24 protein-coding genes and 1 pseudogene are annotated in these 23,674 nt (G+C 68.2%); 12 read left to right on the top strand and 13 right to left on the bottom strand.

All coding sequences use genetic code 11. The annotated features are described in order from the left end of the window. Nucleotides 1-47 precede the first annotated feature (47 nt). Nucleotides 48-554 (top strand): transcription elongation factor GreB, encoded by a 507-nt coding sequence (gene greB / locus HMPREF2886_RS17885; protein ID WP_003090951.1) that lies wholly within the window; start codon nt 48-50, stop codon nt 552-554. 12 nt (nt 555-566) lie between these two features. Here greB and HMPREF2886_RS17880 read toward each other — a convergent pair whose 3' ends face one another. After that, nucleotides 567-884 carry a hypothetical protein gene (locus HMPREF2886_RS17880; RefSeq protein WP_033973921.1) on the bottom strand — a complete coding sequence of 106 codons (318 nt, stop codon included), beginning with the start codon at nt 882-884 and terminating at the stop codon, nt 567-569. 176 nt (nt 885-1,060) lie between these two features. Here HMPREF2886_RS17880 and thpR point away from each other — a divergent pair, with 176 nt between their 5' ends. From thpR to HMPREF2886_RS17865, 3 genes and pseudogenes are all read left to right on the top strand, one after another. Next, complete coding sequence (gene thpR / locus HMPREF2886_RS17875; RefSeq protein WP_070747974.1) at nt 1,061-1,609, top strand: RNA 2',3'-cyclic phosphodiesterase; 549 nt, start codon at nt 1,061-1,063, stop codon at nt 1,607-1,609. Between the two features lie 195 nt (nt 1,610-1,804). Beyond that, nucleotides 1,805-2,740 (top strand): triacylglycerol lipase, encoded by a 936-nt coding sequence (gene lipA, locus HMPREF2886_RS17870; protein ID WP_003090955.1) that lies wholly within the window; start codon nt 1,805-1,807, stop codon nt 2,738-2,740. 49 nt (nt 2,741-2,789) lie between these two features. Next, nucleotides 2,790-3,812, top strand: a pseudogene (locus tag HMPREF2886_RS17865) (lipase secretion chaperone). A 175-nt stretch (nt 3,813-3,987) separates the two neighbouring features. Here HMPREF2886_RS17865 and HMPREF2886_RS17860 read toward each other — a convergent pair. Both HMPREF2886_RS17860 and HMPREF2886_RS17855 read right to left on the bottom strand, forming a co-directional pair. Continuing rightward, on the bottom strand, nt 3,988-4,422 hold the full coding sequence (locus HMPREF2886_RS17860; RefSeq protein ID WP_003090958.1) for a DoxX family protein: 435 nt from the start codon (nt 4,420-4,422) through the stop codon (nt 3,988-3,990). 98 nt (nt 4,423-4,520) lie between these two features. Further along, the gene (locus HMPREF2886_RS17855) at nt 4,521-5,951 is read right to left on the bottom strand and encodes an MltF family protein (RefSeq protein WP_003114749.1); all 1,431 of its coding nucleotides are present in this window, start codon (nt 5,949-5,951) and stop codon (nt 4,521-4,523) included. Between the two features lie 246 nt (nt 5,952-6,197). On the opposite strand from HMPREF2886_RS17855, the gene HMPREF2886_RS17850 reads away from it, so the two are divergent. The 5 genes from HMPREF2886_RS17850 to HMPREF2886_RS17830 all read left to right on the top strand — a co-directional run bounded on the left by HMPREF2886_RS17850 (nt 6,198) and on the right by HMPREF2886_RS17830 (nt 11,259). Beyond that, complete coding sequence (locus HMPREF2886_RS17850; RefSeq protein ID WP_070747972.1) at nt 6,198-7,001, top strand: TatD family hydrolase; 804 nt, start codon at nt 6,198-6,200, stop codon at nt 6,999-7,001. 138 nt (nt 7,002-7,139) lie between these two features. Further along, nucleotides 7,140-8,612, top strand: a complete 1,473-nt coding sequence (locus HMPREF2886_RS17845; protein ID WP_033970322.1) for a methyl-accepting chemotaxis protein — start codon at nt 7,140-7,142, stop codon at nt 8,610-8,612. Nucleotides 8,613-8,737: 125 nt separating this feature from the next. After that, the gene (locus tag HMPREF2886_RS17840; RefSeq protein WP_033970323.1) at nt 8,738-9,097 is read left to right on the top strand and encodes an Mpo1-like protein; all 360 of its coding nucleotides are present in this window, start codon (nt 8,738-8,740) and stop codon (nt 9,095-9,097) included. A gap of 86 nt (nt 9,098-9,183) precedes the next feature. Then, a complete protein-coding gene (locus HMPREF2886_RS17835; RefSeq protein ID WP_033970325.1) occupies nt 9,184-9,672 on the top strand; it encodes a putative pterin-binding protein in 489 nt (162 codons plus the stop codon). A 9-nt stretch (nt 9,673-9,681) separates the two neighbouring features. Next, nucleotides 9,682-11,259 carry a GGDEF domain-containing protein gene (locus HMPREF2886_RS17830; RefSeq protein WP_033970326.1) on the top strand — a complete coding sequence of 526 codons (1,578 nt, stop codon included), beginning with the start codon at nt 9,682-9,684 and terminating at the stop codon, nt 11,257-11,259. Between the two features lie 8 nt (nt 11,260-11,267). On the opposite strand, the gene HMPREF2886_RS17825 is transcribed toward HMPREF2886_RS17830, so the two are convergent. The 7 genes from HMPREF2886_RS17825 to HMPREF2886_RS17795 form a co-directional block, all read right to left on the bottom strand. Then, nucleotides 11,268-12,065 carry an acyl-CoA thioesterase gene (locus HMPREF2886_RS17825; RefSeq protein WP_019371656.1) on the bottom strand — a complete coding sequence of 266 codons (798 nt, stop codon included), beginning with the start codon at nt 12,063-12,065 and terminating at the stop codon, nt 11,268-11,270. A gap of 80 nt (nt 12,066-12,145) precedes the next feature. Further along, on the bottom strand, nt 12,146-12,916 hold the full coding sequence (locus tag HMPREF2886_RS17820) for a CHAD domain-containing protein (protein WP_033976051.1): 771 nt from the start codon (nt 12,914-12,916) through the stop codon (nt 12,146-12,148). Continuing rightward, entirely contained in the window at nt 12,913-14,919 is a 2,007-nt protein-coding gene (gene tgpA / locus HMPREF2886_RS17815) for a protein-glutamine gamma-glutamyltransferase TgpA (RefSeq protein WP_039027658.1), read from the bottom strand. The genes HMPREF2886_RS17820 and tgpA overlap by 4 nt, the downstream gene beginning before the upstream one ends. After that, nucleotides 14,916-15,869: a DUF58 domain-containing protein gene (locus HMPREF2886_RS17810; protein WP_057389017.1), complete on the bottom strand. Its 954-nt coding sequence runs from the start codon at nt 15,867-15,869 to the stop codon at nt 14,916-14,918. Before HMPREF2886_RS17810 ends, tgpA begins: the two co-directional genes overlap by 4 nt. Next, nucleotides 15,869-16,786, bottom strand: a complete 918-nt coding sequence (locus tag HMPREF2886_RS17805) for an AAA family ATPase (RefSeq protein WP_003090974.1) — start codon at nt 16,784-16,786, stop codon at nt 15,869-15,871. The genes HMPREF2886_RS17810 and HMPREF2886_RS17805 overlap by 1 nt, the downstream gene beginning before the upstream one ends. A 258-nt stretch (nt 16,787-17,044) precedes the next feature. Next, on the bottom strand, nt 17,045-17,743 hold the full coding sequence (pyrF, locus tag HMPREF2886_RS17800; RefSeq protein ID WP_033970333.1) for an orotidine-5'-phosphate decarboxylase: 699 nt from the start codon (nt 17,741-17,743) through the stop codon (nt 17,045-17,047). Nucleotides 17,744-17,839: 96 nt separating this feature from the next. Continuing rightward, complete coding sequence (locus HMPREF2886_RS17795; RefSeq protein ID WP_033970335.1) at nt 17,840-18,733, bottom strand: LysR family transcriptional regulator; 894 nt, start codon at nt 18,731-18,733, stop codon at nt 17,840-17,842. Between the two features lie 45 nt (nt 18,734-18,778). Here HMPREF2886_RS17795 and HMPREF2886_RS17790 point away from each other — a divergent pair, with 45 nt between their 5' ends. Next, nucleotides 18,779-19,420: a DUF924 family protein gene (locus HMPREF2886_RS17790; protein ID WP_083318570.1), complete on the top strand. Its 642-nt coding sequence runs from the start codon at nt 18,779-18,781 to the stop codon at nt 19,418-19,420. A gap of 23 nt (nt 19,421-19,443) precedes the next feature. On the opposite strand, the gene HMPREF2886_RS17785 is transcribed toward HMPREF2886_RS17790, so the two are convergent. Further along, entirely contained in the window at nt 19,444-20,334 is an 891-nt protein-coding gene (locus HMPREF2886_RS17785; RefSeq protein ID WP_003090978.1) for a LysR family transcriptional regulator, read from the bottom strand. Nucleotides 20,335-20,425: 91 nt separating this feature from the next. Here HMPREF2886_RS17785 and HMPREF2886_RS17780 point away from each other — a divergent pair, with 91 nt between their 5' ends. Beyond that, the gene (locus HMPREF2886_RS17780; protein ID WP_003101714.1) at nt 20,426-20,896 is read left to right on the top strand and encodes a multidrug/biocide efflux PACE transporter; all 471 of its coding nucleotides are present in this window, start codon (nt 20,426-20,428) and stop codon (nt 20,894-20,896) included. A gap of 8 nt (nt 20,897-20,904) precedes the next feature. Here HMPREF2886_RS17780 and HMPREF2886_RS17775 read toward each other — a convergent pair whose 3' ends face one another. Both HMPREF2886_RS17775 and HMPREF2886_RS17770 read right to left on the bottom strand, forming a co-directional pair. Beyond that, nucleotides 20,905-21,816, bottom strand: coding sequence for a response regulator (locus HMPREF2886_RS17775; RefSeq protein WP_039027660.1), 912 nt, complete (start codon nt 21,814-21,816; stop codon nt 20,905-20,907). A 1-nt stretch (nt 21,817) separates the two neighbouring features. After that, nucleotides 21,818-23,119, bottom strand: a complete 1,302-nt coding sequence (locus tag HMPREF2886_RS17770; protein WP_033970339.1) for a sensor histidine kinase — start codon at nt 23,117-23,119, stop codon at nt 21,818-21,820. A gap of 236 nt (nt 23,120-23,355) precedes the next feature. On the opposite strand from HMPREF2886_RS17770, the gene HMPREF2886_RS17765 reads away from it, so the two are divergent. Continuing rightward, nucleotides 23,356-23,523, top strand: a complete 168-nt coding sequence (locus tag HMPREF2886_RS17765; RefSeq protein WP_003090984.1) for a DUF2897 family protein — start codon at nt 23,356-23,358, stop codon at nt 23,521-23,523. Nucleotides 23,524-23,674: the final 151 nt, after the last annotated feature.

The following is a 23,674-nucleotide window of genomic DNA, read 5'->3' as shown; positions in this document are numbered from 1 at the left end:
ATACACTGGCAGGCTTTCATCCGTTCATTTGTGGAACCACCCGAACCATGAGTCGCTATCGTCCACCGCGCACCGCCGGCACCCCGCTGATCACTCCGGAGGGCGCCGCGCGGTTACGCGCAGAGCTGCATGAACTCTGGCACGTGCGCCGTCCCCAGGTGACCCAGGCGGTCAGCGAAGCCGCCGCCCTCGGCGATCGCTCGGAAAATGCCGAATACATCTACGGCAAGAAGATGCTGCGCGAGATCGACAGCCGCGTGCGCTTCCTGCGCAAGCGCCTGGAGAACCTGAAAGTGGTCGGCGAGCGGCCGGCGGATCCGAACCGGGTGTATTTCGGCGCCTGGGTGACCCTGGAAGACGAAGACGGCGAGCAGGCCCGCTATCGCATCGTCGGCCCCGACGAACTGGACCTGCGCAACAACCAGATCAGCATCGACTCGCCGCTCGCCCGCGCACTGGTCGGCAAGGAGCTGGACGCCGAGGTGCTGGTGCGCACCCCGGCCGGGGAAAAGCTCTGGTTCGTCGTCGAGATCGAGTATCCGCCGGCGCCCTGAGGGGTCACGCGCTCAGCGCAGGATACGGCGGGTGACCAGGCCCTGGCGGGCGACCCGGATCAGTTGCCGGACCACCAGGTCCAGGTCTTCCGCCTCGGGGGCCTGGACCACGGCGAAGTCGAACGCGTCGCTGGGGAAGCGCGCCAAGTCCTTGCCGTCCTGGGCGAACTGGATAAGGAAGGTACGCGAACCGTTCCAGCGCTTCGGCCAGCCTTCGAGGTAACGGACGAGGGTCGGCTGGTGCGGGCCGCTGAGGAGAATCCTCGGGTTCCGCCGGACCAGGCCGGTGGTGATGGGTGCCAGGCGCAATTGCGTGCTGGGACAGGTCATGACGTCATGTCTCCGCCTCTTCGGTCCCGCTGGACAGCGGTGAGAGGCAACACCGAGCCAGCGCTTTAGCGGTATTTCGGCTGCTGCCGGGCGCCCCGCAAGTTGCTGTTTAAATCGGCGCACGCGCATCCTAGAAAAGCCGCACGGAGACTGTCAAGAAACACGCGGAGGCGCCCATGCCCGATCGCTCTCTTCGCCTGTTCTTCGCCCTGCCCTGTCCACCTCTCCTCGCCAAGCGGATCGGCCGGTGGCGCGATGGCCGGCCACTGCCCGGACGCCAGGTGGCGACGGCGAACCTGCACCTGACCCTGGCCTTCCTCGGGCAGGTCCCGTCCGCTCGGCTCGAGGCCCTGCTGGACATGGCCGCGGCCATCGAGGCCGCGCCCTTCGACCTGTGCCTCGACCGCCTGCTGCGCTGGAGGAACGGCATCCTGCTGCTGGCCCCCAGCCAACCGCCCGGCGCCCTCCTGCGCCTGCGCCGCGCCCTGCGCTCCGGCCTTGCCGAACTGGAGCTGCCCGTGGAAACCCGCCCATTCAGCGCCCATCTGACCCTGGCTCGCGATGCCGCGCCGCTGGAAAACGCCCCGCCACCCCCAACCTTCGTATGGCAGGTCGACCATTTCAGCCTGTTTTGCTCGCAAAACGACGCCGCGGGCGTGCGCTACCGCACATTCGGTCGCTGGGCGTTGTGCGGGGAAGATTCAAACGAGCGTTTCGCGCCGTAACAACCCGCCTCTTCCACTCTGCCACGCAGGTTACGAGCGGCCACCAGGAAGCCGCGGATTTCCTGGCCTGGAGGAAAAAGGCCGAAGCTGGCACGGTTCCTGCGCAAGGGACAGCGAAGCGGTTCTCCCGGAAGGATTCGGGCGATGGCTGGCAGGATGCGCCCCTCGGCCCCATCAACCTGAGATGAGAACAACATGAAGAAGAAGTCTCTGCTCCCTCTCGGCCTGGCCATCGGCCTCGCCTCTCTCGCTGCCAGCCCTCTGATCCAGGCCAGCACCTACACCCAGACCAAATACCCCATCGTGCTGGCCCACGGCATGCTCGGTTTCGACAACATCCTCGGGGTCGACTACTGGTTCGGCATTCCCAGCGCCTTGCGCCGTGACGGTGCCCAGGTCTACGTCACCGAAGTCAGCCAGTTGGACACTTCGGAAGTCCGCGGCGAGCAGTTGCTGCAACAGGTGGAGGAAATCGTCGCCCTCAGCGGCCAGCCCAAGGTCAACCTGATCGGCCACAGCCACGGCGGGCCGACCATCCGCTACGTCGCCGCCGTACGTCCCGACCTGATCGCTTCCGCTACCAGCGTCGGCGCCCCGCACAAGGGTTCGGACACCGCCGACTTCCTGCGCCAGATCCCACCGGGTTCGGCCGGCGAGGCAGTCCTCTCCGGACTGGTCAACAGCCTCGGCGCACTGATCAGCTTCCTTTCCAGCGGCAGCACCGGTACGCAGAATTCACTGGGCTCGCTGGAGTCGCTGAACAGCGAGGGTGCCGCGCGCTTCAACGCCAAGTACCCGCAGGGCATCCCCACCTCGGCCTGCGGCGAAGGCGCCTACAAGGTCAACGGCGTGAGCTATTACTCCTGGAGCGGTTCCTCGCCGCTGACCAACTTCCTCGATCCGAGCGATGCCTTCCTCGGCGCCTCGTCGCTGACCTTCAAGAACGGCACCGCCAACGACGGCCTGGTCGGCACCTGCAGTTCGCACCTGGGCATGGTGATCCGCGACAACTACCGGATGAACCACCTCGACGAGGTGAACCAGGTCTTCGGCCTCACCAGCCTGTTCGAGACCAGCCCGGTCAGCGTCTACCGCCAGCACGCCAACCGCCTGAAGAACGCCAGCCTGTAGGACCCCGGCCGGGGCCTCGGCCCCGGCCCTTTCCCGGAAGCCCCCTCGCGTGAAGAAAATCCTCCTGCTGATTCCACTGGCGTTCGCCGCCAGCCTGGCCTGGTTCGTCTGGCTGGAACCTTCCCCCGCCCCCGAGACGGCGCCCCCGGCCAGCCCGCAGGCGGGCGCAGACCGCGCCCCACCAGCAGCCTCCGCGGGAGAAGCGGTGCCGGCCCCCCAGGTCATGCCGGCCAAGGTCGCGCCGCTGCCAGCCTCCTTCAGGGGCACCAGCGTCGATGGCAGCTTCAGCGTCGATGCCAGCGGCAACCTGCTGGTCACCCGCGACATCCGCAACCTGTTCGACTACTTCCTCAGCGCCGTCGGCGAAGAGCCCCTGCAGCAAAGCCTGGACCGCCTGCGCGCCTACATCGCCGCCGAACTCCAGGAGCCGGCGCGCGGCCAGGCGTTGGCGCTGATGCAGCAATACATCGACTACAAGAAGGAACTGGTGCTGCTCGAACGCGACCTGCCGCGCCTGGCCGACCTCGACGCCCTGCGCCAGCGGGAAGCCGCGGTGAAAGCCCTGCGCGCGCGGATCTTCAGCAACGAAGCGCACGTGGCGTTCTTCGCCGACGAGGAAACCTACAACCAGTTCACCCTGGAGCGCCTGGCGATCCGCTAGGACGGCAAGCTCAGCGCCGAGGAAAAGGCCGCCGCCATCGACCGCCTGCGCGCCAGCCTGCCGGAAGACCAGCAGGAAAGCGTGCTGCCGCAACTGCAAAGCGAACTGCAGCAGCAGACCGCCGCCCTCCAGGCCGCTGGCGCCGGCCCGGAAGCCATCCGCCAGATGCGTCAGCAACTGGTGGGCGCCGAAGCCACCACCCGCCTGGAGCAACTCGATCGGCAACGCTCGGCCTGGAAGGGCCGGCTGGACGACTATTTCGCCGAGAAGAGCCGGATCGAAGGCAATGCCGGCCTGAGCGAAGCCGACCGCCGCGCGGCGGTCGAACGCCTGGCCGAAGAGCGCTTCAGCGAACAGGAACGCTTGCGCCTGGGCGCGCTGGAACAGATGCGCCGGGCCGAGCAGCGCTGACCGGTGCGGAAACGCCGAGAACGCGGCGAAGGGCGCTTCGGCGGCTAACGCCGGCGGCGTACCCCTCAGGGGTGCAGCCCTGGCATGGCCGGCGAGGCGGAAACCTGTGCTCCGCGCCGCAACGAAAAAGGGCGGCCACCCGAAGGTGGCCGCCCTTTTTCGTCGCCAGCCCGGTTCAGCGGGACAGCTTGCCGTCCAGCGAGAACTTGCCGGCGCCATCGATCAGCAGCGCCACGCTGATCATCAGCAGGGTCAGGGCATATTCATAGCCGTTATCGGTGATGAAAAAGCCATTGCCGATGTGCACGCTGAAGATCGCCACGATCATGGTGAAGCCCACCACCACCGACGCCGGACGCACCAGCAAGCCGATCACCAGCGCCAGGCCGCCGAAGAACTCGGCGCTGCCGGCCAGGGTCGCCAGCAGGTAGCCAGGGGTCAGGCCGATGGACTCGAACCACTGCGCCATGCCGTTCAGGCCGGCGCCGCCGAACATGCCGAAGAGCTTTTGCGAACCGTGGGACATCAGGGTAAGACCGGTGACGATACGCAGGATGGCCAGGCCGGCACCGGCGTTGGTCGACAGGATGGTCTTGATCAGTGGATTCATGGTGCGTCCTCAGGTGTGGGATAAGATGGGCACACTATAGGCAAGATAATTCGATATTAAAACTGCAAAAATCCCGTTATCAATATCGAATTTATAGATTATTTTTGAGCCGTCGCCGTCTTCGCACGCACCCCGGGCTCCAAGCGAACCCGTTCGCGTTCATATGCAAGGTAGTACTTGTTGACGCTGCTGACATAACTCACCACGCCCATGCCTATCTCTTCCGCAGCCACCCGCTCTACCTGGAAGAACCATCGGTTCGGATCGAGCCCCCGGCGACGCGCCTGGGTGCGCAGGTTCTGCACCCGTTCCGGGCCCATGTTGTAGGCCGCCAGGGTGAACGCCAGGCGCTCGCGTTCGTCGAGGTGCTTGCTGGAGAAGAACTGCTTGCGGATCTTGGTCAGGTAACGACTGGCGGCCAGCACGTTGCTGTCCTTGTCGTGCACGTTGCCGACCCCGACGCTGCGCGCCGCCGCCGGGGTGATCTGCATCAGCCCGCTGGCGCCGCCCGAACCGCGCGCCTTCGGGTTCAGGTGCGACTCCTTGTAGGCCACCGCCGCCAGCGCCAGCCAGTCCATGCTGCTCTGCCGCGCGTAGCGCTGCAGCAATGGACGGACCGCTTCCAGGCGCTTGCGGTCCGCCGCGCCGAGGGGGTTGCGGACCTTGTAGGCGCGCCGGTAGACACGCTGGAAAGCCACGTCCTGGTCGGCCGGCGCGCGGTAGTCGGCGAGGAAGCGGTCGATGGTCGCGCGCAGGGTGCTGGCATCGCGGCGCACGTACCAGGCCATGTCGGCACGATTGTCCAGCACCAGGTGGCGATCGACGCGCAGCTTCGGCAGCACCTTGGCCCAGCGTTCGGCGATGGGCTGCTCGACCACGGTGAAGCCGAGGATGCCTGCCTGGACCATTTCCATCACATCCTCGACGGCCAGGGAAGCGTCCAGCTTTTCGATCCGGATCGGTGCCATGCGGCGTTGCGCCAGGCGCTGGTTGACCAGTTCGATGGCGCCCTCGGCGGCGCTGCCGGCCGGCAGCGGGATGGTCCGCCCGGACAACTGCTCCAGGCGTGTGTAGCGCCGGTTGCCCTTGCGCGCCACCAGCACCAGCGGCACATCGGCGCGCACCGGCGCGCTCGGGCTGACCTGCAGGCCGTCGTGCGCCGGCAGCAGTTCGCCGGGGGCGACCAGGTCGCCTTCGCCACGCTGCAGGGCGGCAAGCAACTGGTCCTTGGGCTTGGGTATGAGCTTGAGGGTGAGGTTCCGCGCGGACGGCGAGCGGCTGTTGAGGTATTGCTCGAAGGCGCGCAGGCGACGGTACTCGACGCCGATCGGCTCGCCCTTCACCTCGCCCGAGCTGTTGCGGCTCTGGTTGACCAGCACCTTGAGCACGCCAGCGCGGCGGATGCTCGCCAGGTCGCGGGTCTCCGGCTGTTCCCTGTGCCAGTTGTCCGGCTGGCCGGTGATGCGCGCAGCCGCCGGCAAGGGTGCGAGCACCAGCAGGCAAAGCGAAAGCAGCAACAGACGCGTCATCCAGGTCTCCAGAGGCCAGGCTCGATGTCCCTCTCCGGGGGACCGGATCAATCAGAGCATGGCAGTCTTGGCAAGTTCCTCTCCGACAGCGGCTGCAAACGGAGGCATTGGGTAGATAATCCGGGCGCCGAAGAACCCGATCTGCGATTATAACGGATTGTTCTACAAGCGGTTTGCCACCCATCTCCCGGCGGGTCCGGCGCGATCGAGGGGGCGCCGCCTCGCTGCGAATTCCAGGAAGGCACCATGCAACTCATCGATATCGGCGTCAATCTGACCCACGCCAGCTTCGCCCCGGAACGTGAAGCACTGCTCGCCCGCGCGCGCGCCGCCGGGGTGGTGCAGATGGTGATCACCGGCACCAGCCTGGCCGACAGCGAACAGGCGCTGCAGCTCTGCGGCGAACTCGACGAGGGCGGCCGGCTGTTTACCACCGCCGGCGTCCACCCCCACGAGGCCAGCCACTGGAACGCCGACACCGCTCGCGGCCTGCGCGCCCTGTTCGACGACCAGCGGGTACGCGCGGTGGGCGAATGCGGTCTCGACTTCAATCGCGACTTCTCTCCCCGTCCGGCCCAGGAAAAGGCCCTCGAGGAACAACTGGCACTGGCCGTCGAGCTACAGCGTCCGGTGTTCCTCCACGAACGCGACGCCAGCGAGCGCCTGCTGGCGATCCTGCGCGACTTCCGCGATCGCCTGCCGGCCGCTGTCGTACATTGCTTCACCGGCGAGCGCCGGGCGCTGTATGGCTACCTCGACCTCGACCTGCACATCGGCATCACCGGCTGGATCAACGATGAGCGCCGCGGCACCCACCTGCATGATCTGGTAGGCGAGATCCCGGTCGGCCGTCTCATGCTGGAAAGCGACGCGCCCTACCTGCTGCCACGCAGCCTGCGGCCGAAGCCGAAGAACGGGCGCAACGAGCCGGCCTACCTGGTCGAGGTGCTCGACTGCGTGGCCCGCCATCGCGGCGAGAGCGCGGAGCGCCTGGCCGCCCACACCAGCGCCGCGGCGCGGGCGTTCTTCGGCCTGCCGGCGATCGACTGAGATCGCCCTCAAGCTCCCGGCGGATCGGCCGCTAAGCTGACGAACGGTCTCGTTGACCCGCATCAACGATTGCCCCTTACTCAGCTTTCAAGATAATGGCGCCTTGCCATTAGCTTGCCGATAAGAAGAAATCCCCCTATGGGCACCTGGATCAGCGACATTCCACTGAAGTACAAGTTCTGGGCCGTCAACGCGGTGGCCTTCTTCACCACCCTGCTGCTGGTGTTGTTCGCTATGCAGCAGGAAGCCGCGGGGCGCAACGCTTCCGCCCAGCGCGCCGCCGCCGCCGAGGGCGAGCTGGTTCAGAGCTGGCCGGCCGGCAGCGCCCTGCCCGCCCGCAGCAACCTGCTGCCGCTGGAACAGGCCGCGAGCCTGGGCGGTACCGCTGCCCAGGCGCTGGGCAAGGGGCAGGGTTGGATCGAGTTGTCCGGCGCGCGCCAGGGCGATACCCCGCTGCTCGGCGCCTGGGTCGGCCAGACCGGCTCCGGCCAGCGCTTCGCCGTGCTTGCCCCGGCCAGCGACCTGTGGCAGGTCTTCGCCGACCGTGCCGGCGCCTACGCCGTCGCCGTGCTGGTGCTGATGCTGGCGCTGCTGGCGGCCTCGCAACTGCTGATCCGCTTCATCCTCACCCACCTGCATACCCTCAAGGACGTGATGCTGCACGTCGAGAAGAGCGGCGACCTGTCCGCTCGCGTACCGCTGCAGGGACGCGACGAAGTCGGCCAGATGGCCAGCGCCTTCAACGCCATGCAGGCCGGCTACCAGCGCATCGTCGGCACCGTCGCCGCGGCCGCTACCAAGCTCGACGAAGGCGCCCAGGCGCTGGCCCGCAGCATGGGCCAGGTACGCCAGGGCATGCTCGGCCAGCAGAGCGAGACCGACCAGACCGCCACCGCGATCAACGAGATGTCCACCACGGTCTTCCATATCGCCCAGCACGCCGCCGATACCCGTGACCAGTCGCAGGAAGCCGACCGCCTGGCCGGCGCCGGCCAGCAGGCGGTGAGCCGGGTCAGCGCGTCGATCGCCGGGTTGTCCCAGGGCGTCCAGGAGACCGCCGAGATGATCCAGAAGCTGGCCGAGGACAGCCAGAAGATCAGCGGCGTGGTCAACGTGATCCACGGCATCGCCGAACAGACCAACCTGCTTGCCCTCAACGCCGCCATCGAGGCCGCGCGGGCCGGGGAAATGGGCCGCGGCTTCGCCGTGGTGGCCGATGAGGTGCGCAACCTCGCCCGTCGCGTGCAGGACTCCACCGACGAGATCACCCAGATGATCCTCGCCCTGCAGTCGGGTACCCGCGACGCCGTGGAGTTCATGCAGGAAAGCTCGCTCAAGGCAGACGGTTGCGTCAGCCAGGCCGGCGACGCCGGCGAGGCGCTGGCGGCGATCGCCAACGCGGTGGCGCAGATGCGTGAAAGCAACACGCAGATCGCCGTCGCCGCGGAACAGCAGAGCCAGGTCGCGGAAGAAATGACCCGTTCGGTGGTGGGCATCCGCGACGTCACCGAACTCACCGTGCAGCAGACCGTCGAGTCGGCGGCCACCAGCCAGCAACTGGTCGACCTGGCCGGCGACCTGACCCGCGCCATCGGCCAACTGCGCCTCTGATCCGCCGGCGCACCTGCCTATCACCCGGATAGGCAGGAATCATTCGCCGCGCTGCCGCACCCCGCCTAGACTCGACGACATGCAACGATCCGCCTCGCGGGTCGCCGTCACGGAGTACCGAGAACATGGGCAAACGTCATCCCAACCTGCTCGCCTGGCAATGGCGCGGCTATGCCGCCAACCACCGCAACCCGACCAACCTGGTCCTGCACCTGATCGCCGTGCCGCTGTTCATCGTCGGTGCGATCCTGCTGCTCGGCGGCCTGTTCGGCCTGGACCTCCTGCAGGTGGTGCTCGGTGTCATCGGCATCGGCGCCGGCCTGGCGATCCAGGCCAAGGGACACGCGCTGGAGGAACAGGCACCCGAGCCATTCAGCGATCGGCGCGACGCTGTCAGTCGCCTGCTCGTCGAGCAGTTCGTCACCTTCCCCCGCTTCGTCCTCAGCGGCGCCTGGTGGCGGGCTTGGCGCGAACGGCATAAGTGACAGTTCGTCCGGGATTTCGCACAGCCCTTCAGTTTTAGCGCGACGCTGCCGATATAATCGACGGAATCCTGTCGTGGACCGACAACATGCCGTCAACGCGTCAATTAATCGTCTTTCTCTGTTGCCTGGGGCTGCCTCTTGCCCAGGCCGCGGAGCCCGTGCCGCTGGGCGGACGTCCGATCGTCACCCTGCAGCGGTCCGGCGGCGCTCCCGTACGGCTGACCCTGTCCGACCTCGAAGCCCTGCCCAGCGAGACCCTGGAAGCCCAGCTCCCCGGCGAGGCCAACGCCCGCTGGCAAGGCGTGCGCCTCAGCCTGTTGCTGCGCCACCTGGACCTGGCGCCGCCCAAGCGCCTGCGCGTGCTGGCGCTGAACGACTACTCGGCGATCATCCCGTACAGCGACCTCGACAGCTACCAGCCCATCCTCGCCTATCGCCGCAACGGCGCCTACATGGCGATCCGCGAACGCGGACCGCTTTTCATCATCTACCCGATGGCCCGCTATCCTGAGTTGAGAAACCAGGTCTACTACAACCGTACCGTCTGGCAGGTCAGCTCCATCACTCTTGAGTAAGTAACGGACATGACTGTGCCGCTGCTCGATCCGACAAAGCTGCGCCGGCAACGCCAGATCATGGGGCTGTTGCTCGGCCTGGTGCTGCTCATGGCGCTGATCGCCGGGGCTGCGCTGTGGCTGGCGGTGCGCCAGGCCCAGCAACTGGCCCAGCCGAACCTGCACAACGAGCTGTGGCAGACCTACTCGCTGCGCGCCGAACTGGATCGCACGCTGGACGCCGCGCGGCGCACCGAGAGCGGCGCAGGCCAACCCGACGACCTGGCGATCCGTCTCGAAGTCCTCGCCAGCCTGATCGCGCCGCTGCGCCGCCAGTCGTTGTTCAGGCATCTCGCCGAACCGCGTCCGGAGGTACAGGCCACCCTGCAACGCCTGATCGAGCTCAGCGATCGCTGGTCGGACCAGGCCCCCTGGGGCGATCCCGTCGCCGCGCGCCGCCTGGCCGCGGAGATCGTCCAACAGGTTCCGCCCTTGCTCGAACCGACCCACCAGATCGTCGTCGCCAGCAACATCGCCCTGACCAACCAGTTGGACGTCGACCGCAAGCGCCTGCACCGGGCGTTCTACGCGTTGTTCTGGGCGCTGCTCGGGATCGGTGCCGGCGGTGCCCTGCTGGTGCTGCGCCTGGTCGCCGACTTCAAGCGCGCGCAGCAACTGGCCGGGCATCTGATCGAGCTTAACGCCACCCTGGAGAAACGCGTCGGCGAGCGCACCCGCCAGCTCAGCGAAGGCAAGGCGCTGCTGCATTTCATCCTCGAGGCCAGCCCGAGCGACGTGGTCCTGCTCAGCGCCTGCGGCGCCAGCATCCATTACGTCAGCCCGCGCCTGCTCAAGCGCCTGGGTTGCCAGGCCCAGGACGACTTCAGCCTGCCCCGGCTGTTCGCCAGCGCCAGCGAATACAGCCGCCTGCAGAACGCCCTGGAGGCGCGCGGCCAGGTGGATGGCTGGGAAGCCCAGCTATGCGGGGAAACGCCTTGCTGGGCGGTGATCTGCGCGCGCCACCTGGAAATCGACGGCGAGCCGGCGACCCTGATCTGGTGCTACGACATCAGCCGGCGCAAGGCCATGGAGCAGGAACTCCGTCTGCTGGCCAGCACCGATACCCTCACCGGCCTGCACAACCGCCACTCGTTCCTGCACCAGGCGGAACTCATGCTCAAGGCCGCCGAACGCTTCCGCCATCCCTGCGTGGCGCTGATGCTGGACATCGACCATTTCAAGAACATCAACGACAGCCACGGCCACCTGACCGGCGACCGCGCCCTGCAACGTGTCGCCGAGACCCTGCGCCAGGGCCTGCGCGAGGTGGACCTGCTCGGTCGCCTGGGCGGCGAGGAATTCGCCGCGCTGCTTCCGGAGGTCAGCCTGGACCAGGCGCTGGACGTCGCCGAACGGCTACGCGCCAGCGTCGAGGCGCTGCGGGTGAGCAATCCCGACGGCGAACCGCTGCGGATGACCGTGAGCATCGGCGTCGCCCTGCGCAGGGACGCCGGGGACGACCTGGAAAGCCTGCTGGTGCGCGCCGACAGCGCGCTCTACCAGGCCAAGAGCGGCGGGCGCAACCGCACCGAGTACGCGCCCGCCTGACATGCGCCTCAGCCGAACACCGTGACCATCTGCCGGCTGATCGCCAGCAACTGACCGTCGGCGCTCCACATCCGCGCCGCCACGTGGCCGTAGCCGTCGCGCGCCTCCTCGATCTCCGCCAGGTAACGGCACCAGTCGCCGCTGCGCTGCTGCGGCAGCGGCTGGAGGAACTCGGCGGTCCAGGTCAGCGAGCTGGCCATCGCCGGGGTACCCAGGTGCGGCAGCAGCGCCGGCGGCCAGGAGTCGAGCAGCGCCAGCAGGTGGGAAACCTCCATGGGCTCTCCCTCGGGTTCGTCGCGGAAACGCATCCAGCCGCCCATCTGGCGCGACTTGTTCGACGAGAACGGCAGGCCGCCCACTGCCCAGCGCATGGCGATGTAGCGAGTGAACTCCGGGGTCACGTTACGGATATAGGGCAGCTCCTGGCTCTCTTCGGGGCCCTTCATCCCGGCCGCCGGCAACGCTTCAACCGCCACCGCCGACGCGCGGGCGACGCCGAAACTGGCCTGGACCAGCGTCACCACCTGCTCGCCCTGACGGACCTCGACCTGTACCTGGCTCACCGCCTTGCCCTCGCGCAACAACCGGGCGCTGAAGCTCGCCGGCTGCTCGGGGGCCAGCGGTCCGACGAAGCTGACGCCGATGGAGCGCAATGGACGCCCCGCCTCGACCACCGCAAGCATGGCCTCGTAGGCCAGCGCCACCACCAGGCCGCCGAAGGTGGCGCGGCCCTGGCCCCAACTGGCCGGTACTACCACCGAGGAAGGGTCGCGGCGGACCGCCTGGATCAATTCGGAAAAATTCATGTGTGCCTCGCGAGGGGATTCGAGGGCCCATCTTAGGCGAGGCGATCCTTGGGAAAAAGCCGATCGGAATACCGGCGGCGTCAGTGCCCGGCAAGCGCCTCCTGCAATGTCGACAGGGCCCTTCCGGCACGCTCCCGGGCCAGTTCGAAGCGTGCCGCCCAGACCTCGCGCACGGGCGCCAGGTCCGGCTCGCGCTGGCATCGCAACAGCCACTGTTCGAGGTCGTGCCAATCGCCCAGAGCCGACTGGGCCGCCTTGAGCGGCGCCAGCAGCGAGCCGGGAATGCTGCAATCGTGCGGATAGGCCTCCAGCCCGTAGCGCACGCGCTTGATCCGCAGCCGTAGCGGGTGCCAGTGCTCGTAGGTGGTGTCCGCCAGCTCGGCGCGCAGGATCTTCCATTGCCGGCGCAGGCGCTTGCGCACCCGGCCGTGCAAGCCATCCAGCACGGCATGCCGCTGGGCCGTACGCAACAGGGCCGGCCAGACGTCCAGGCAAAGCTGCAGGCGGTGCAACGGCTGGCTGGCGAGAACCGCTACGTAGCCGGACTCCAGCACCGGCCGGCGCACCGCCAACGCATCCCGCAGCCCTTCGGCGGCGAGCGCCGGCAGCAGCACCTCCAGGTCGCGGATCGGCCCGCTGAGCCGCCCGACCTCGGCGGCGGCATGCTCCAGCTCCTCGACACCGGGGACTCCGCGGATCGGCCGCAGCAGGCTGCGCAGACGACGCAGGGCGATGCGCAGGTCGTGCAGTGCCTCGCCGTCCGTGCGCGCCTCCAGGCGGGCGACCGCCGACATCAACGCCACCTGCTGGCCGATCACCTCGGCCAGCAGTTCATCGATGAACCCCGTCATGCCTTCTCCTCTCCCCGAGCATCCCGCGTCGGCGCGCGCACCAGGCGCCAGGGCAGCGCCCGGCGCAATGCGCGCAGACGCAACCCTGGATCATCGGCACCGCCGTGTCCATAGCGTTGCGCTTCGAACGCGCCGACGAAGGCCGCGATGGCTGGCGCCTGCGCCGGCAGGACGCGGGCGGCGCGCTCGCCATAGGAGCGTAGCCCTTCGCCCGGGGAACGGCGCAGGCCATGCATCTCCAGCAGGCGTTCGAAGCGGCGCAGTTGGCGGCTGCGCAGATCGCCACGGCCTTGCCAGGGCTTGAGCAGGAACAGCGCGAGCAGACCGACCGACAATATCGCCGCGGCACCGAGCAACAGGCCCAGTCGGGTCGGATCGAGCCCGCCGAACCAGCGCTGCAGGAAGGCGCCCTGCTGCTCACCCTGGTAGGCCAGGACCCAGCGTTGCCAGCCGTAGTTCAGGCTGTCCCAGGCCAGACGCATGTCGTTGAGCCAGGGCAGGCCACGGTAGCGCAACGGCGACAGCGGCGCGTCGGCGAGGTACTCGCTGTCGCCGGCCAGGGCCTGCTCCAGCCCCTGTTCGATCCGTTCGGGCGCCACCTGGTAGGTCGGGTCGACGCTCAGCCAGCCCTGCTCCGGCTGCCAATACTCGACCCAGGCGTGGGCGTCGAACTGATGCACCAGCAGGTAGTTGCCCGCCGGATTCAGCTCGCCGCCCTGGTAACCGGCCACCACTCGCGCAGGAATGCCCGCGGCGCGCAGAACGAAAGCCATCGCCCCGGCGTAATGCGCGCAGAAGCCGCTGCGCGTGTCGAACAGGAAATCGTCCACCCCGTCGGCGCCGGTCGCTGGCGGTTTCAGGGTGTAGGCGAAGGGCTCGCGGTTGAAGCGCTGCAACAGGGCCGCGACCAGCGCCTGCGGTTGCGCATGGGCCTGGCGCAACTCGTCGGCCAGCGCTCGCGCGCGCGGATTGCCGTGCATCGGCAACTGCAGGTTGCGCCAGCGCGTGCGCGGATCGATGCTGGACTCGCGCAGCGCCTGTGGCCAGGAACTGACTCGGTAGAACAGACGTTGCTCGACCGGCTGCCGCCGCTGCAGGTGGAAGTCGCTCATCAGGCGCGTGTCGGTCTGGTCGGTCTGCGCCACGTCGAGGGCGAACAGCCAGGACTGCGAGCTGGGCTGCATGATCACGTCGTAGCGCAGCTCGGGGCCACGCTTCTGCCAGTGCAAAGCATCCTCGCCCGACCATTGAGGCGCCTGAGCCCAACGTCGTCCGTCGAAACGCTCCATGGTCAAGGCGCGCCAGTAGAGCTGCTCGCGCGGTGGCGGTGCGCCCTCGAAACGGACCCGGAACGCCAGTTCGGCGGAGCGCCCGAGCTCGGCGATATCCCCTGGCGCCATGCTCTCCGAGAGTCCGGTGACCCCCTTGTTGCCGGGCATCGGCAACGACCACAGCGGCCCCAGGCGGGGGAAGAACAGGAACAGCAGGAGCATCAGCGGCAGCGCCTGCAGCAACAGCCCGCCGGCCAGCCGCAGGGTCGGCCAGGGCCGACTGGCGAAAGCGCTCTGCTGCAAGCCGATCAACGCCGCCAGCAACGCGGTCACCGGCAGCAGGCTGTACAGCGCGGCGAGGAAACCATCGTCGAACAGGTAGCCCACCACCACCGCGAAGAAACCGAGGAACACCAGTACCAGCGCATCGCGGCGGGTCTTCATTTCCACCAGTTTGAGGATGAACGCGGCGATCAGCAGCACCGCCCCCGCGTCCAGGCCCACCAGGCTGCCGCGCGACAACCAGACCCCGGCCCCGGCGAGCAGCGCCAGGGCCAGCTTGACCCAGGCGCGCGGATAGCCGGCACGCATGCGGAAGACCTGCACCCGCCAGGCCGCGCAACCGAGCCACATGGCCGCGATCCACGGCGGCATGTAGGCCAGGTGCGGCAGGATCACCAGCACCTGCGCCACCAGCAGCCAGACCAGCGCGACCCGCGGAATCGCGTTCATCGCGCCGCTCCGAACAACGCCAGCGCGCGCAGGCAGGCCTCGCGCTGGGCCTCGCCGCTGGCCGGTTGCAGGCGCGTGCCGGGCAGCGCCAGGCCATAGGGCTGCTGCCGCGCGGAGAGTTCCAGGACTGCATGGCACAAGCGGCCCAGGCGACTTTCGAGATCCCCGCCGAGGCGCTCGAATTCCAGCCACAGGTCTTCCCCGCCGAGCGCGGCGAAGTCCTTCACCAGCAGCCCCTGGCCACGGGAAAACGCCTTCCAGTGCAGGCGCCGCCGCGAGTCGCCCGGCTGGTAGGCGCGCAGTCCCTGGTAGTCGTCGACACCCGCGCTCGCCAGCGCGCGCCCCTGCTCCTCGGCGTCCTCCGCGCCCGGCGCGAGGAACGGCTCGCCGGCCAGCGGCCGAGGGTAGACCAGCGCCTGCTGGCGCAGGTCGACCCAGCTCCAGGCCACCAGCAGGCCGAGGGGAAAGCGACTCTCCACCCGCAGGCGCCCCGGCCGCAGCCAGCCGCGGCGCTCGGTCGGGTGGAACAGCAGCACCTCGGCAGCCGCGTCGCCTGCCAGGTCGGCGTATTCCAGCGGCCGCTCCGGCCAGCCGACGGCGATGGCCTGGCGCGCCCGTCGCGGGCTTTCCAGGCGCACCCGGAAACCGGCGCGCTCGCCGGCGAACACCGGGTCCGCTCCCAACGCCGTGAGGCGCAGGCCGGCAAGGTTGCGATAGGTATGGAGGATGGTCACCACGCCCAGGGACAGCAGCAGGAAGGTCAACCCGTAGGCCAGGCTGTTCTGGTAGTTGATCGCCGCCAGCAGCATCACCAGCAGCGCCAGGCCGAAAGCGCCGCCCTGGCGGGTCGGCAGGATGAATACGCGGCGCTGGTTCAGCTCGACGCTGCTCGCCGGCGGTATCCGCCGGTTCAGCCAGCGCTGCCAGCGCGGCCAGTTGCGCAGGCGCATCAGAGCGCCGGGACTTCGCGCAGCAGCCATTGCACCAGCGCGCCGCCACCGTGCCCGGTGGGGTCCGCCTGGTCGCGCAGGCGATGCCCGGCGACCGCCGGCAACACCGCCTGCACGTCTTCCGGAATCACATAGTCGCGTCCCGCCAGCAGCGCCCAGGCACGCGCCGCAGCGAGCAACGCCAGGCTACCGCGCGGCGACAGGCCGAGGGCGAAGGCCGGCTGCGTGCGGGTCGCTTCGACCAGGCGCAGCACGTAGTCCACCAGCGCGTCGCTGGCGCGGACCTTCGGCACTTCGGCCTGGAAAGCGGCCAGCGCCGCGTGGTCGAGCAAGGGTTCCAGGCGCGGCAGCAGATCGCGCCGGGCTTCGCCGAGCAGTAGCGAGCGTTCCGCTGCGCGCCCGGGGTAACCCAGCGACAGGCGCATCAGGAAGCGATCCAGCTGCGATTCCGGCAGGGAGAAGGTGCCGCCCTGGCTGGCCGGGTTCTGCGTGGCGATGACGAAGAACGGTTCCGGCAAGGGCCGGGTGGCCCCCTCGATGGTCACCTGGCCTTCTTCCATCGCCTCGAGCAAGGCGCTCTGGCTTTTCGGTGTGGCACGGTTGATCTCGTCGGCAAGCACCAGTTCGGCGAAGATCGGCCCGGGATGGAAGACGAATTGCCCGCTGTCCTTGTCGAACACCGAGGTACCGAGGATATCGCCCGGCAGCAAGTCCGAGGTGAACTGGATGCGCTGGAAACTGAGCCCGAGCACCCGCGCCAGGGCATGGCTGAGGGTGGTCTTGCCCATCCCCGGCAGGTCTTCGATCAACAGGTGCCCACGGGCCAGCAGGCAGGCCAGGGCCAGGCGCACCTGGCGGTCCTTGCCCAGGAGAATCTCATCGACCGCCTTCAGGCAGGCTTCCAGGGTGTTCAGCATCCCGACCTCGCGTTTCCGGGGAAAACAGCGATCCTACTGGCCTGGGGCCAGCCGGCAAGGCACTTGCAATTTTTCCTCACGAAACTGTGAAACCGTTGCCACCGGTACTTGCCGGAGTGCCCGCTACAAGCCTAGACGCTGGGGAGGGACAGGCGACCGCAGGCGCTCCCCAGGGCGCCGGCGCGGATGATGCCTGCGCCATGTCCGGCTCGACACGGCGCGCGACAGTCGCCGACGGCAGGCGTGGGGGAAGCCGCCTCAGCCCAGCTCGGCGACGATCGCCGCCAGCGCCTTGGCCGGGTCGGCGGCCTGGCTGATCGGCCGGCCGATCACCAGGTAGTCGGAGCCGGCGTCCAGGGCCTGACGCGGGGTGAGGATGCGCCGCTGGTCGTCCTGGGCGCTGCCGGCCGGGCGGATGCCCGGCGTGACCAGTTGCAGGCCCGGATGGGCAGCCTTCAGCGCCGGCGCTTCCTGGGCCGAGCAGACCAGGCCGTCCATGCCGGCCTTCTGCGCCAGGGCGGCGAGGCGCAGTACCTGCTCCTGGGGCTCGATGTCGAGGCCGATGCCCGCCAGGTCCTCGCGCTCCATGCTGGTCAGCACGGTCACGCCGATGAGCAACGGCCTGGACCCGCTGAAGGCCTCCAGCGTCTCGCGGCAGGCGGCCATCATGCGCAGGCCGCCGGAGCAGTGCACATTGACCATCCACACGCCCATCTCGGCGGCGGCCTTCACCGCCATCGCCGTGGTGTTCGGGATGTCGTGGAATTTCAGGTCGAGGAACACCTCGAAGCCCTTGCCGCGCAAGGTCTCGACTATACCCGCGGCACAACTGGTGAAGAGTTCCTTGCCGACCTTCACCCGGCACAGTTTCGGGTCCAACTGATCGGCCAGCGCCAAGGCGGCCTCACGGGTGGGGAAATCCAGGGCGACGATGATGGGGGACTGGCAGGCGGACATGGGCTCTCTCGCGGCGAATCGAAAACGGCGCGCATTGTCGCAGAATCCGGCCGTTTGCCGTAGCCCGGAACGCGCCGGGGAGATGAACGTCGCGGACTAGAGGCGGGCGCGGAGCAGTTGCTCCAGCCAGTCGACGAATGCCCTGACCCGTCGCGACAGATGCCGCCGGTGCGGATACAGGGCGTACGCCGGCATCGCTTCGGCCCGCCACTGCGGCAGCACCTCGCACAGCTCGCCGCGTTGGAGGTGCTCGCGCACGTCGTAGGCAGGGATCTGGATCAGGCCCAGTCCGGACAGGCAGCAGGCGATGTAGCTTTCCGCGTTGTTCACCGTGACCCGGCTGCGCAGCGCGCGGGTCATGGTGCGCCCATCCTCGCGGTACTCCCAGGGCAACACCCGGCCGCTGCTGGGCGAGGCATAGTTGACCGCCCAGTGCCGGTCGAGGTCGGCTGGCGTCCGTGGCTCGCCATGCTCTTCCAGGTAGGCGGGACTGGCGCAATTGATCAGTTGCAGCTCGCCGAGGCGTCGCGCCACCAGGCTGCTGTTGCCCAACTGGCCGACCCGCAGGACGCAGTCGACGCCCTCCTGCACCAGGTCCACCGAACGGTCGCTGGAGCCCAGCTCCAGTTCGATGTCCGGATGCTGGCGGAAGAATTCCGGCAGCGCCGGGGCGATCAGCAGTCGCGCCACCCGGCTCGGCACGTCGACCTTGAGCCGGCCGCTGGCACGGCTGCCGTCGTGGAACAGGCTCTCCAGCTCCTCCATGTCTTCCAGCAAGTGGCGGCAACGCTCCAGCACCACGCTGCCGTCGTGGGTCAACTGGACCTGCCGGGTGGTGCGATGCAGCAGCCGGCTGCCGAGTTGCGCTTCGAGCTGCTGGACCGCCGCCGAGACCGTCGCCCGCGGCATGTCCAGCAGGTCCGCGGCCTTGGTGAAGCTGCCGGTTTCGGCAACGCGCAGGAACACGCGCATGCTGTCCAGACGATCCATGGGCAGGCCCCTTCTCTCTATTCGGGATGGCTGGACAGTCTATCCATGCCACCCACGTTTATCCAAAGAACCCGGACCAATAGCCTGGAGTCCCTACTCTACTCCCAGGATCCGCAGATGCCCCATGCAGCGCTTTTGCCTCCTCCCAGCGCGTCCCCGCTGCCGGAAGTGGTCGGTTTCTGGCGCAATGCCGGCCCTGCCCTCTGGTTCGCCAGGAACGCCGATTTCGACCGGCGCTTCCGCGAGCGCTTCGCCCATCTCTACGAGCTAGCCTGCGCCAACGCGCTGCGCCCGGCTGCCGGTGAAGCCGAGGACCATCTCGGCCTGCTGTTGCTGCTCGACCAGTACCCGCGCAACGCCTTCCGCGGCACCCCGCGCATGTACGCCAGCGACGCCCAAGCGCGGCGCCGGGCGGAGCGGGCACTGGAACAAGGCCTAGACCACCAGGTCGAGGACGCGCTGCGGCTGTTCTTCTACCTGCCGTTCGCCCATGCCGAGAACCTTGCCGACCAGGATCGCTCGGTAACGCTGAACCAGGGACTCGGCCAGCCCTTTCTCGCCCACGCTCGTGAGCATCGCGAGATCATCCGCCGCTTCGGGCGCTTCCCCCATCGCAATCCGATCCTCGGTCGCCCGTCCAGCGCCGAGGAACTCGCCTTCCTCGCCGCCGGCGGCTTCGCCGGCTGAACCAGGGCTCAGCCGGCCCCTCCCTAGATAGGCAGGTCGCGATCCAGCAAGCGGTCCAGCAACCAGTTGGCCGCCGGTCCCAACGGCCGCTGCCGCGACCAGACCACATCCACCGCCTGGCTGCGCGGCCAGCCGGACACCGGCAACTCCTTCAGCCGTCCGTTGGCGTAGCCGCTGACCAGCCAGCGCGGCAGCTCGGCCCAACCGAAGCCGTGGGTGGCCATTTCCAGCAGCAACAGGTAGTTGGGCGCCGACCAGCAGCGCCCGCCGCTGGACGGCAGGCCGTCGTTGATCGCCGCGCCGGTCTCGCTATAGGTGTTCAGGCGCAGCAGACGCCATTCGGAAAGGTCGCGCTCGCTGACCCGCTCCAGGCCCGCCAGCGGATGGTCGACGGCGGCGAACAGGCCGAACTCGGCACGCTCGGCGACCGCCGCCACGCCCAGCTCCGGCGGGTAGTGCGGCTGCGCGGCGAGCAGGCCGAGGGTGGCGCGGCCGCGGCTGACCTGGGCGATCACGTCCTGGTCCTCGGCGATCAGGCATTCGAACTCAAGCTCAGGGTAACGCTCGTCCAGTTCGGCCAGGCGCGCCTCGTAGCGCGCCGAATGGTAGGTGTCGGATAGCGCCAGGGTCACCCGTGGCTCCGAGCCGCCGGCGAGCAGTGCGGCGACCCGACGCAGGCGGTCGGATGCGCCGAGGACCTCCTCGACCCGTCCCAGCAGCGTGCGTCCGGCCTCGGTCAGTTGCGGCTGGCGGCCACTGCGGTCGAAGAGTTCCAGGCCGAGGTCGATCTCCAGCCGGGCAATGGCCTCGCTGACGGTCGACTGGCTCTTGCCCAGCTTGCGCGCGGCGGCGCTGAAGGAACCGAGGGAAACGGCCTGGACGAAGGCCTCGAGGGATTCGGGCGACAAATGCATATCGGTTTTTCCGATGGTATCCAACTTAACCCTATCCCAAAGACCGATGACAATACAGCCCGACTTCAACGACGAACCGGGAGCGTTCGCCATGACCCACACCCACACCGCCCTCGACAAGACTCTCAAGGAGCGGATCTTCCACGCCCTGGCCTTCGAGGGCCTGGCCGTCCTTCTCACCGCGCCGGTGCTGTCGCTGGTGATGAACAAGCCCCTGGCGCACATGGGTGCGCTGACGCTGATGTTCTCCACCGTGGCGATGCTCTGGAACATGCTCTTCAACAGCCTCTTCGACCGCGCCCAGCGGCGCATGGGCTTCCAGCGCACCCTGCAGGTCCGGGTGCTGCATGCGATGCTCTTCGAGCTGGGCCTGATCGTGGTGCTGGTACCGCTGGCCGCCTGGTGGCTGTCGATCGGACTGGTCGAGGCGTTCCTCCTCGACATGGGCCTGATCCTGTTCTTCCTGCCCTACACCATGGCCTTCAACTGGAGCTACGACGTACTCCGCGCACGCCTGGTGGAAAGCCGCCAGGCCAAGGCCGCCGGTTGCGACGCCGGCTAGGCCGGCGTTCAGGCCGTCAGCCGCTCGCGCAGGCGGCCAAGCATGCCGAGCAGGCTGCCGACCCGTTCCTTCTCGCGCTCGTCGCGCGGCACCTCGGCCAGCCGGTCGACCTCCGGCAGGCTTCGCCCGCGCCACAGCAAGGCCTGCTCGGCGGCCGCCTTCAGGCCTTTCTCGAACAATCCCCTGCGGATCGGCTTGGGCAGGTAGCGGAATATCTGTGCCTGGTTGATCAGTTCGAGCAGGGCCTGGGTGTCGCGGAACGGCGTAACCACCAGGCTGAGCAGGCGCGGATGGGCCTGGGCCAGGGATTTCAGCAGCGGCGCGGTATGCTCCCCGGCCAGCTTCAGGTCGCTGACCAGCACCTCCACCGGTTCGGTGTTCAGCCACACCAGCGCCTCGGCCAGGTTGCGCGCGCGCAGCAGGCGATGCCCGCCGGCATGGCAGAAGGCACCGACGCAGTCCAGGGTTTCCGGGTCCTCGTCGAGCAGCAGCACGCTCAGCGGCGCCGCCAGCGTGGCCGAGGGCGGCGCCGGCAGGCCCTGGCGGCTGGCGATCTCCGCCGCCTGGCGCAGGGTGAAGGCCATTTCCTGGGGATTCCAGGGCTTGGTCAGGTAGCGAAAGATGCCGCCGTCGTTGAGCGCATCGACGGCGGCATCGAGGTCGGAATAGCCGGTGAGGAGAATCCGCAGGGTCTCCGGATAGCGCTCGCGAGCCTGCGCCAGCAGTTCGGCGCCGCTCATCTGCGGCATGCGCTGGTCACTGACCAGCACCTGTATGCGCTCCGTCTTCAGGCGCTCCAGGGCGCGTCGCGGGTCGCTCTCGGTGAGCACCTCGTAATGGCGGCGGAACTGCATGGCCAGGCTGCGCAGGATGCGCTCCTCGTCATCGACGAAGAGGATGCGGACGGGAGATGGGCTCATGTCAGGCGCTCCGTTTCAGTTCGCGGGCCTGCTCTCGCGGCAGGCTGATGAGGAAGCGGGTTCCGCGGCCCGGTTCGGAGGCCACGCGGATGGTCCCGCCATGTTGCTGGATGATCTTGTAGCTGATCGACAGGCCGAGCCCGGTGCCGTGCCCCACCGGCTTGGTGGTGAAGAACGGGTCGAAGATCCGCCCGAGGACCTCGGCGGGCATGCCCTTGCCGTTGTCCTGCACGGAGAGGAACACCTGGCGCTCGTCGGCCCAGCTCTTCAGCAGGATGCGGCCGAAACGCTCCATGGCCTGCGCAGCGTTGGTCAGCAGGTTCAGCAGCACCTGGTTGATCTGCGACGGCGCGCAGGCGATAAGCGGCAACTCGCCGAGCTGGCTGCTGATCTCGGCCTTGTCCTTGATGGCGGTGCGGGCGATCAGCACGGCGTTGCGCACGCAGTCGTTGAGGTCGACCTCCTCGCTGAAGGCGCGGTCCAGGCGGGCGAAGTCCTTGAGCCCGGAAACCAGCTCGCCGATCTGGCCGAGGCCGTAGCGGGTATCGGCGAACAACTGCCGCAGGTCCTCGCGCAACTGTTCGACGGCGGCTTCGCGGCGCACCGCGTCGGCCGCCTGCAGCGCCTGCGCCAGGCGCGCTTCGTCGCACTGCGGGTCCCCCAGGCAGTCGACCAGCGCCGCCTGGGCATCGGCCAGGCGCAACAAGGGATCGCTCAGCTCCTCCAGCAGCGCCAGGTTGTTGCCGACGTAGCCGAGCGGCGTGTTCAGCTCGTGTGCGACCCCGGCCACCATCTGCCCGAGCGAAGCCATCTTTTCCGACTGCACCAGTTGCGCCTGGGACTCCTTGAGGTCCACCAGCGCCTTGCGCAGCACCCGGTTGCGCTGGGCGATGCGCACCTCCATGGCCTTCAGCAGGTCGAGCACGGTGCCCAGGCCACGATAGCGGCCCTCTTCGTCGACCAGGGCGAAGTCCTCGGTGATCGGATACTGCAGGCGACCGGTGACCTGCTGCGCCGCCTCTTCCAGGCTGGCGCCGAGGGAGACGCTGAGGGGCGCCCGGTTCATGACGTCGCGCACCGGATGGCGGCCCCAGAGGTCGCGGCCGAAACGCTGCATGAAGATATCCTGTAGGGTGTAGCGGCTGACCAGGCCGAGAACCCGACGCTCGTCGTCGACCACCGGCAGCGAGAGGAAGGCACGGTGCTCCGGCATCAGCAGGCGGTCGGCGACGTCGCTGATGCTCATCGCCGGAGTCAGGGGTTCCACCGGGCGCAACAGACGGGACAACGCGCTCGGAGACATCGGCAACCTCTCGCTGGCAGGCCCGGACGGGGCAATGAAGGGATACCCGCCAGTTAAGCAATGTCAGATTGCCAACATGTGACAGGCATCACGCCGGCCAGGCTCAGCGCTTTCTCCGCCCGCAACTTCCGAGCGCCGCCGGGAGTCTCAACCACAGGACCTTGCGCCGGAGCGTTGTCTGACAGAAAGGCAAACCCGGCGTATGGTGAACATTCATATCGATGAGGGAGAACAACATGCCCTGGTACGCCTGGTTGATCATCGTCCTCGCCTTGGGCTCCATCGTCGGCGGACTCCTGCTGCTGCGCGACTCGGCGAAGAAGCTGCCGTTGAGCGAGGAACAGCTCAAACGCATCCATGAACGCAACGCCGAGCTGGACGCGCAGGAGGCGAAGGACCGCTGAACCTATTGGCCTGCCGGCGGGTCACTAGGTCTCGAAGGAAAACCCCGGCGGGCGAAAACCGGCGAGGCGAAGGCTCGCGGAGCGGAGTCATGCGGGCCGCGCGTGGTTTTTCCTGCGCAACCTGGGGTTCGTTCCCCGTGTGTTTCCCTCT

It is taken from the genome of Pseudomonas sp. HMSC066A08 (assembly GCF_001813025.1).
GTDB classification, from domain to species: Bacteria; Pseudomonadota; Gammaproteobacteria; order Pseudomonadales; family Pseudomonadaceae; genus Pseudomonas; species Pseudomonas aeruginosa.
This window is presented reverse-complemented; position numbering and strand designations above follow the sequence as displayed.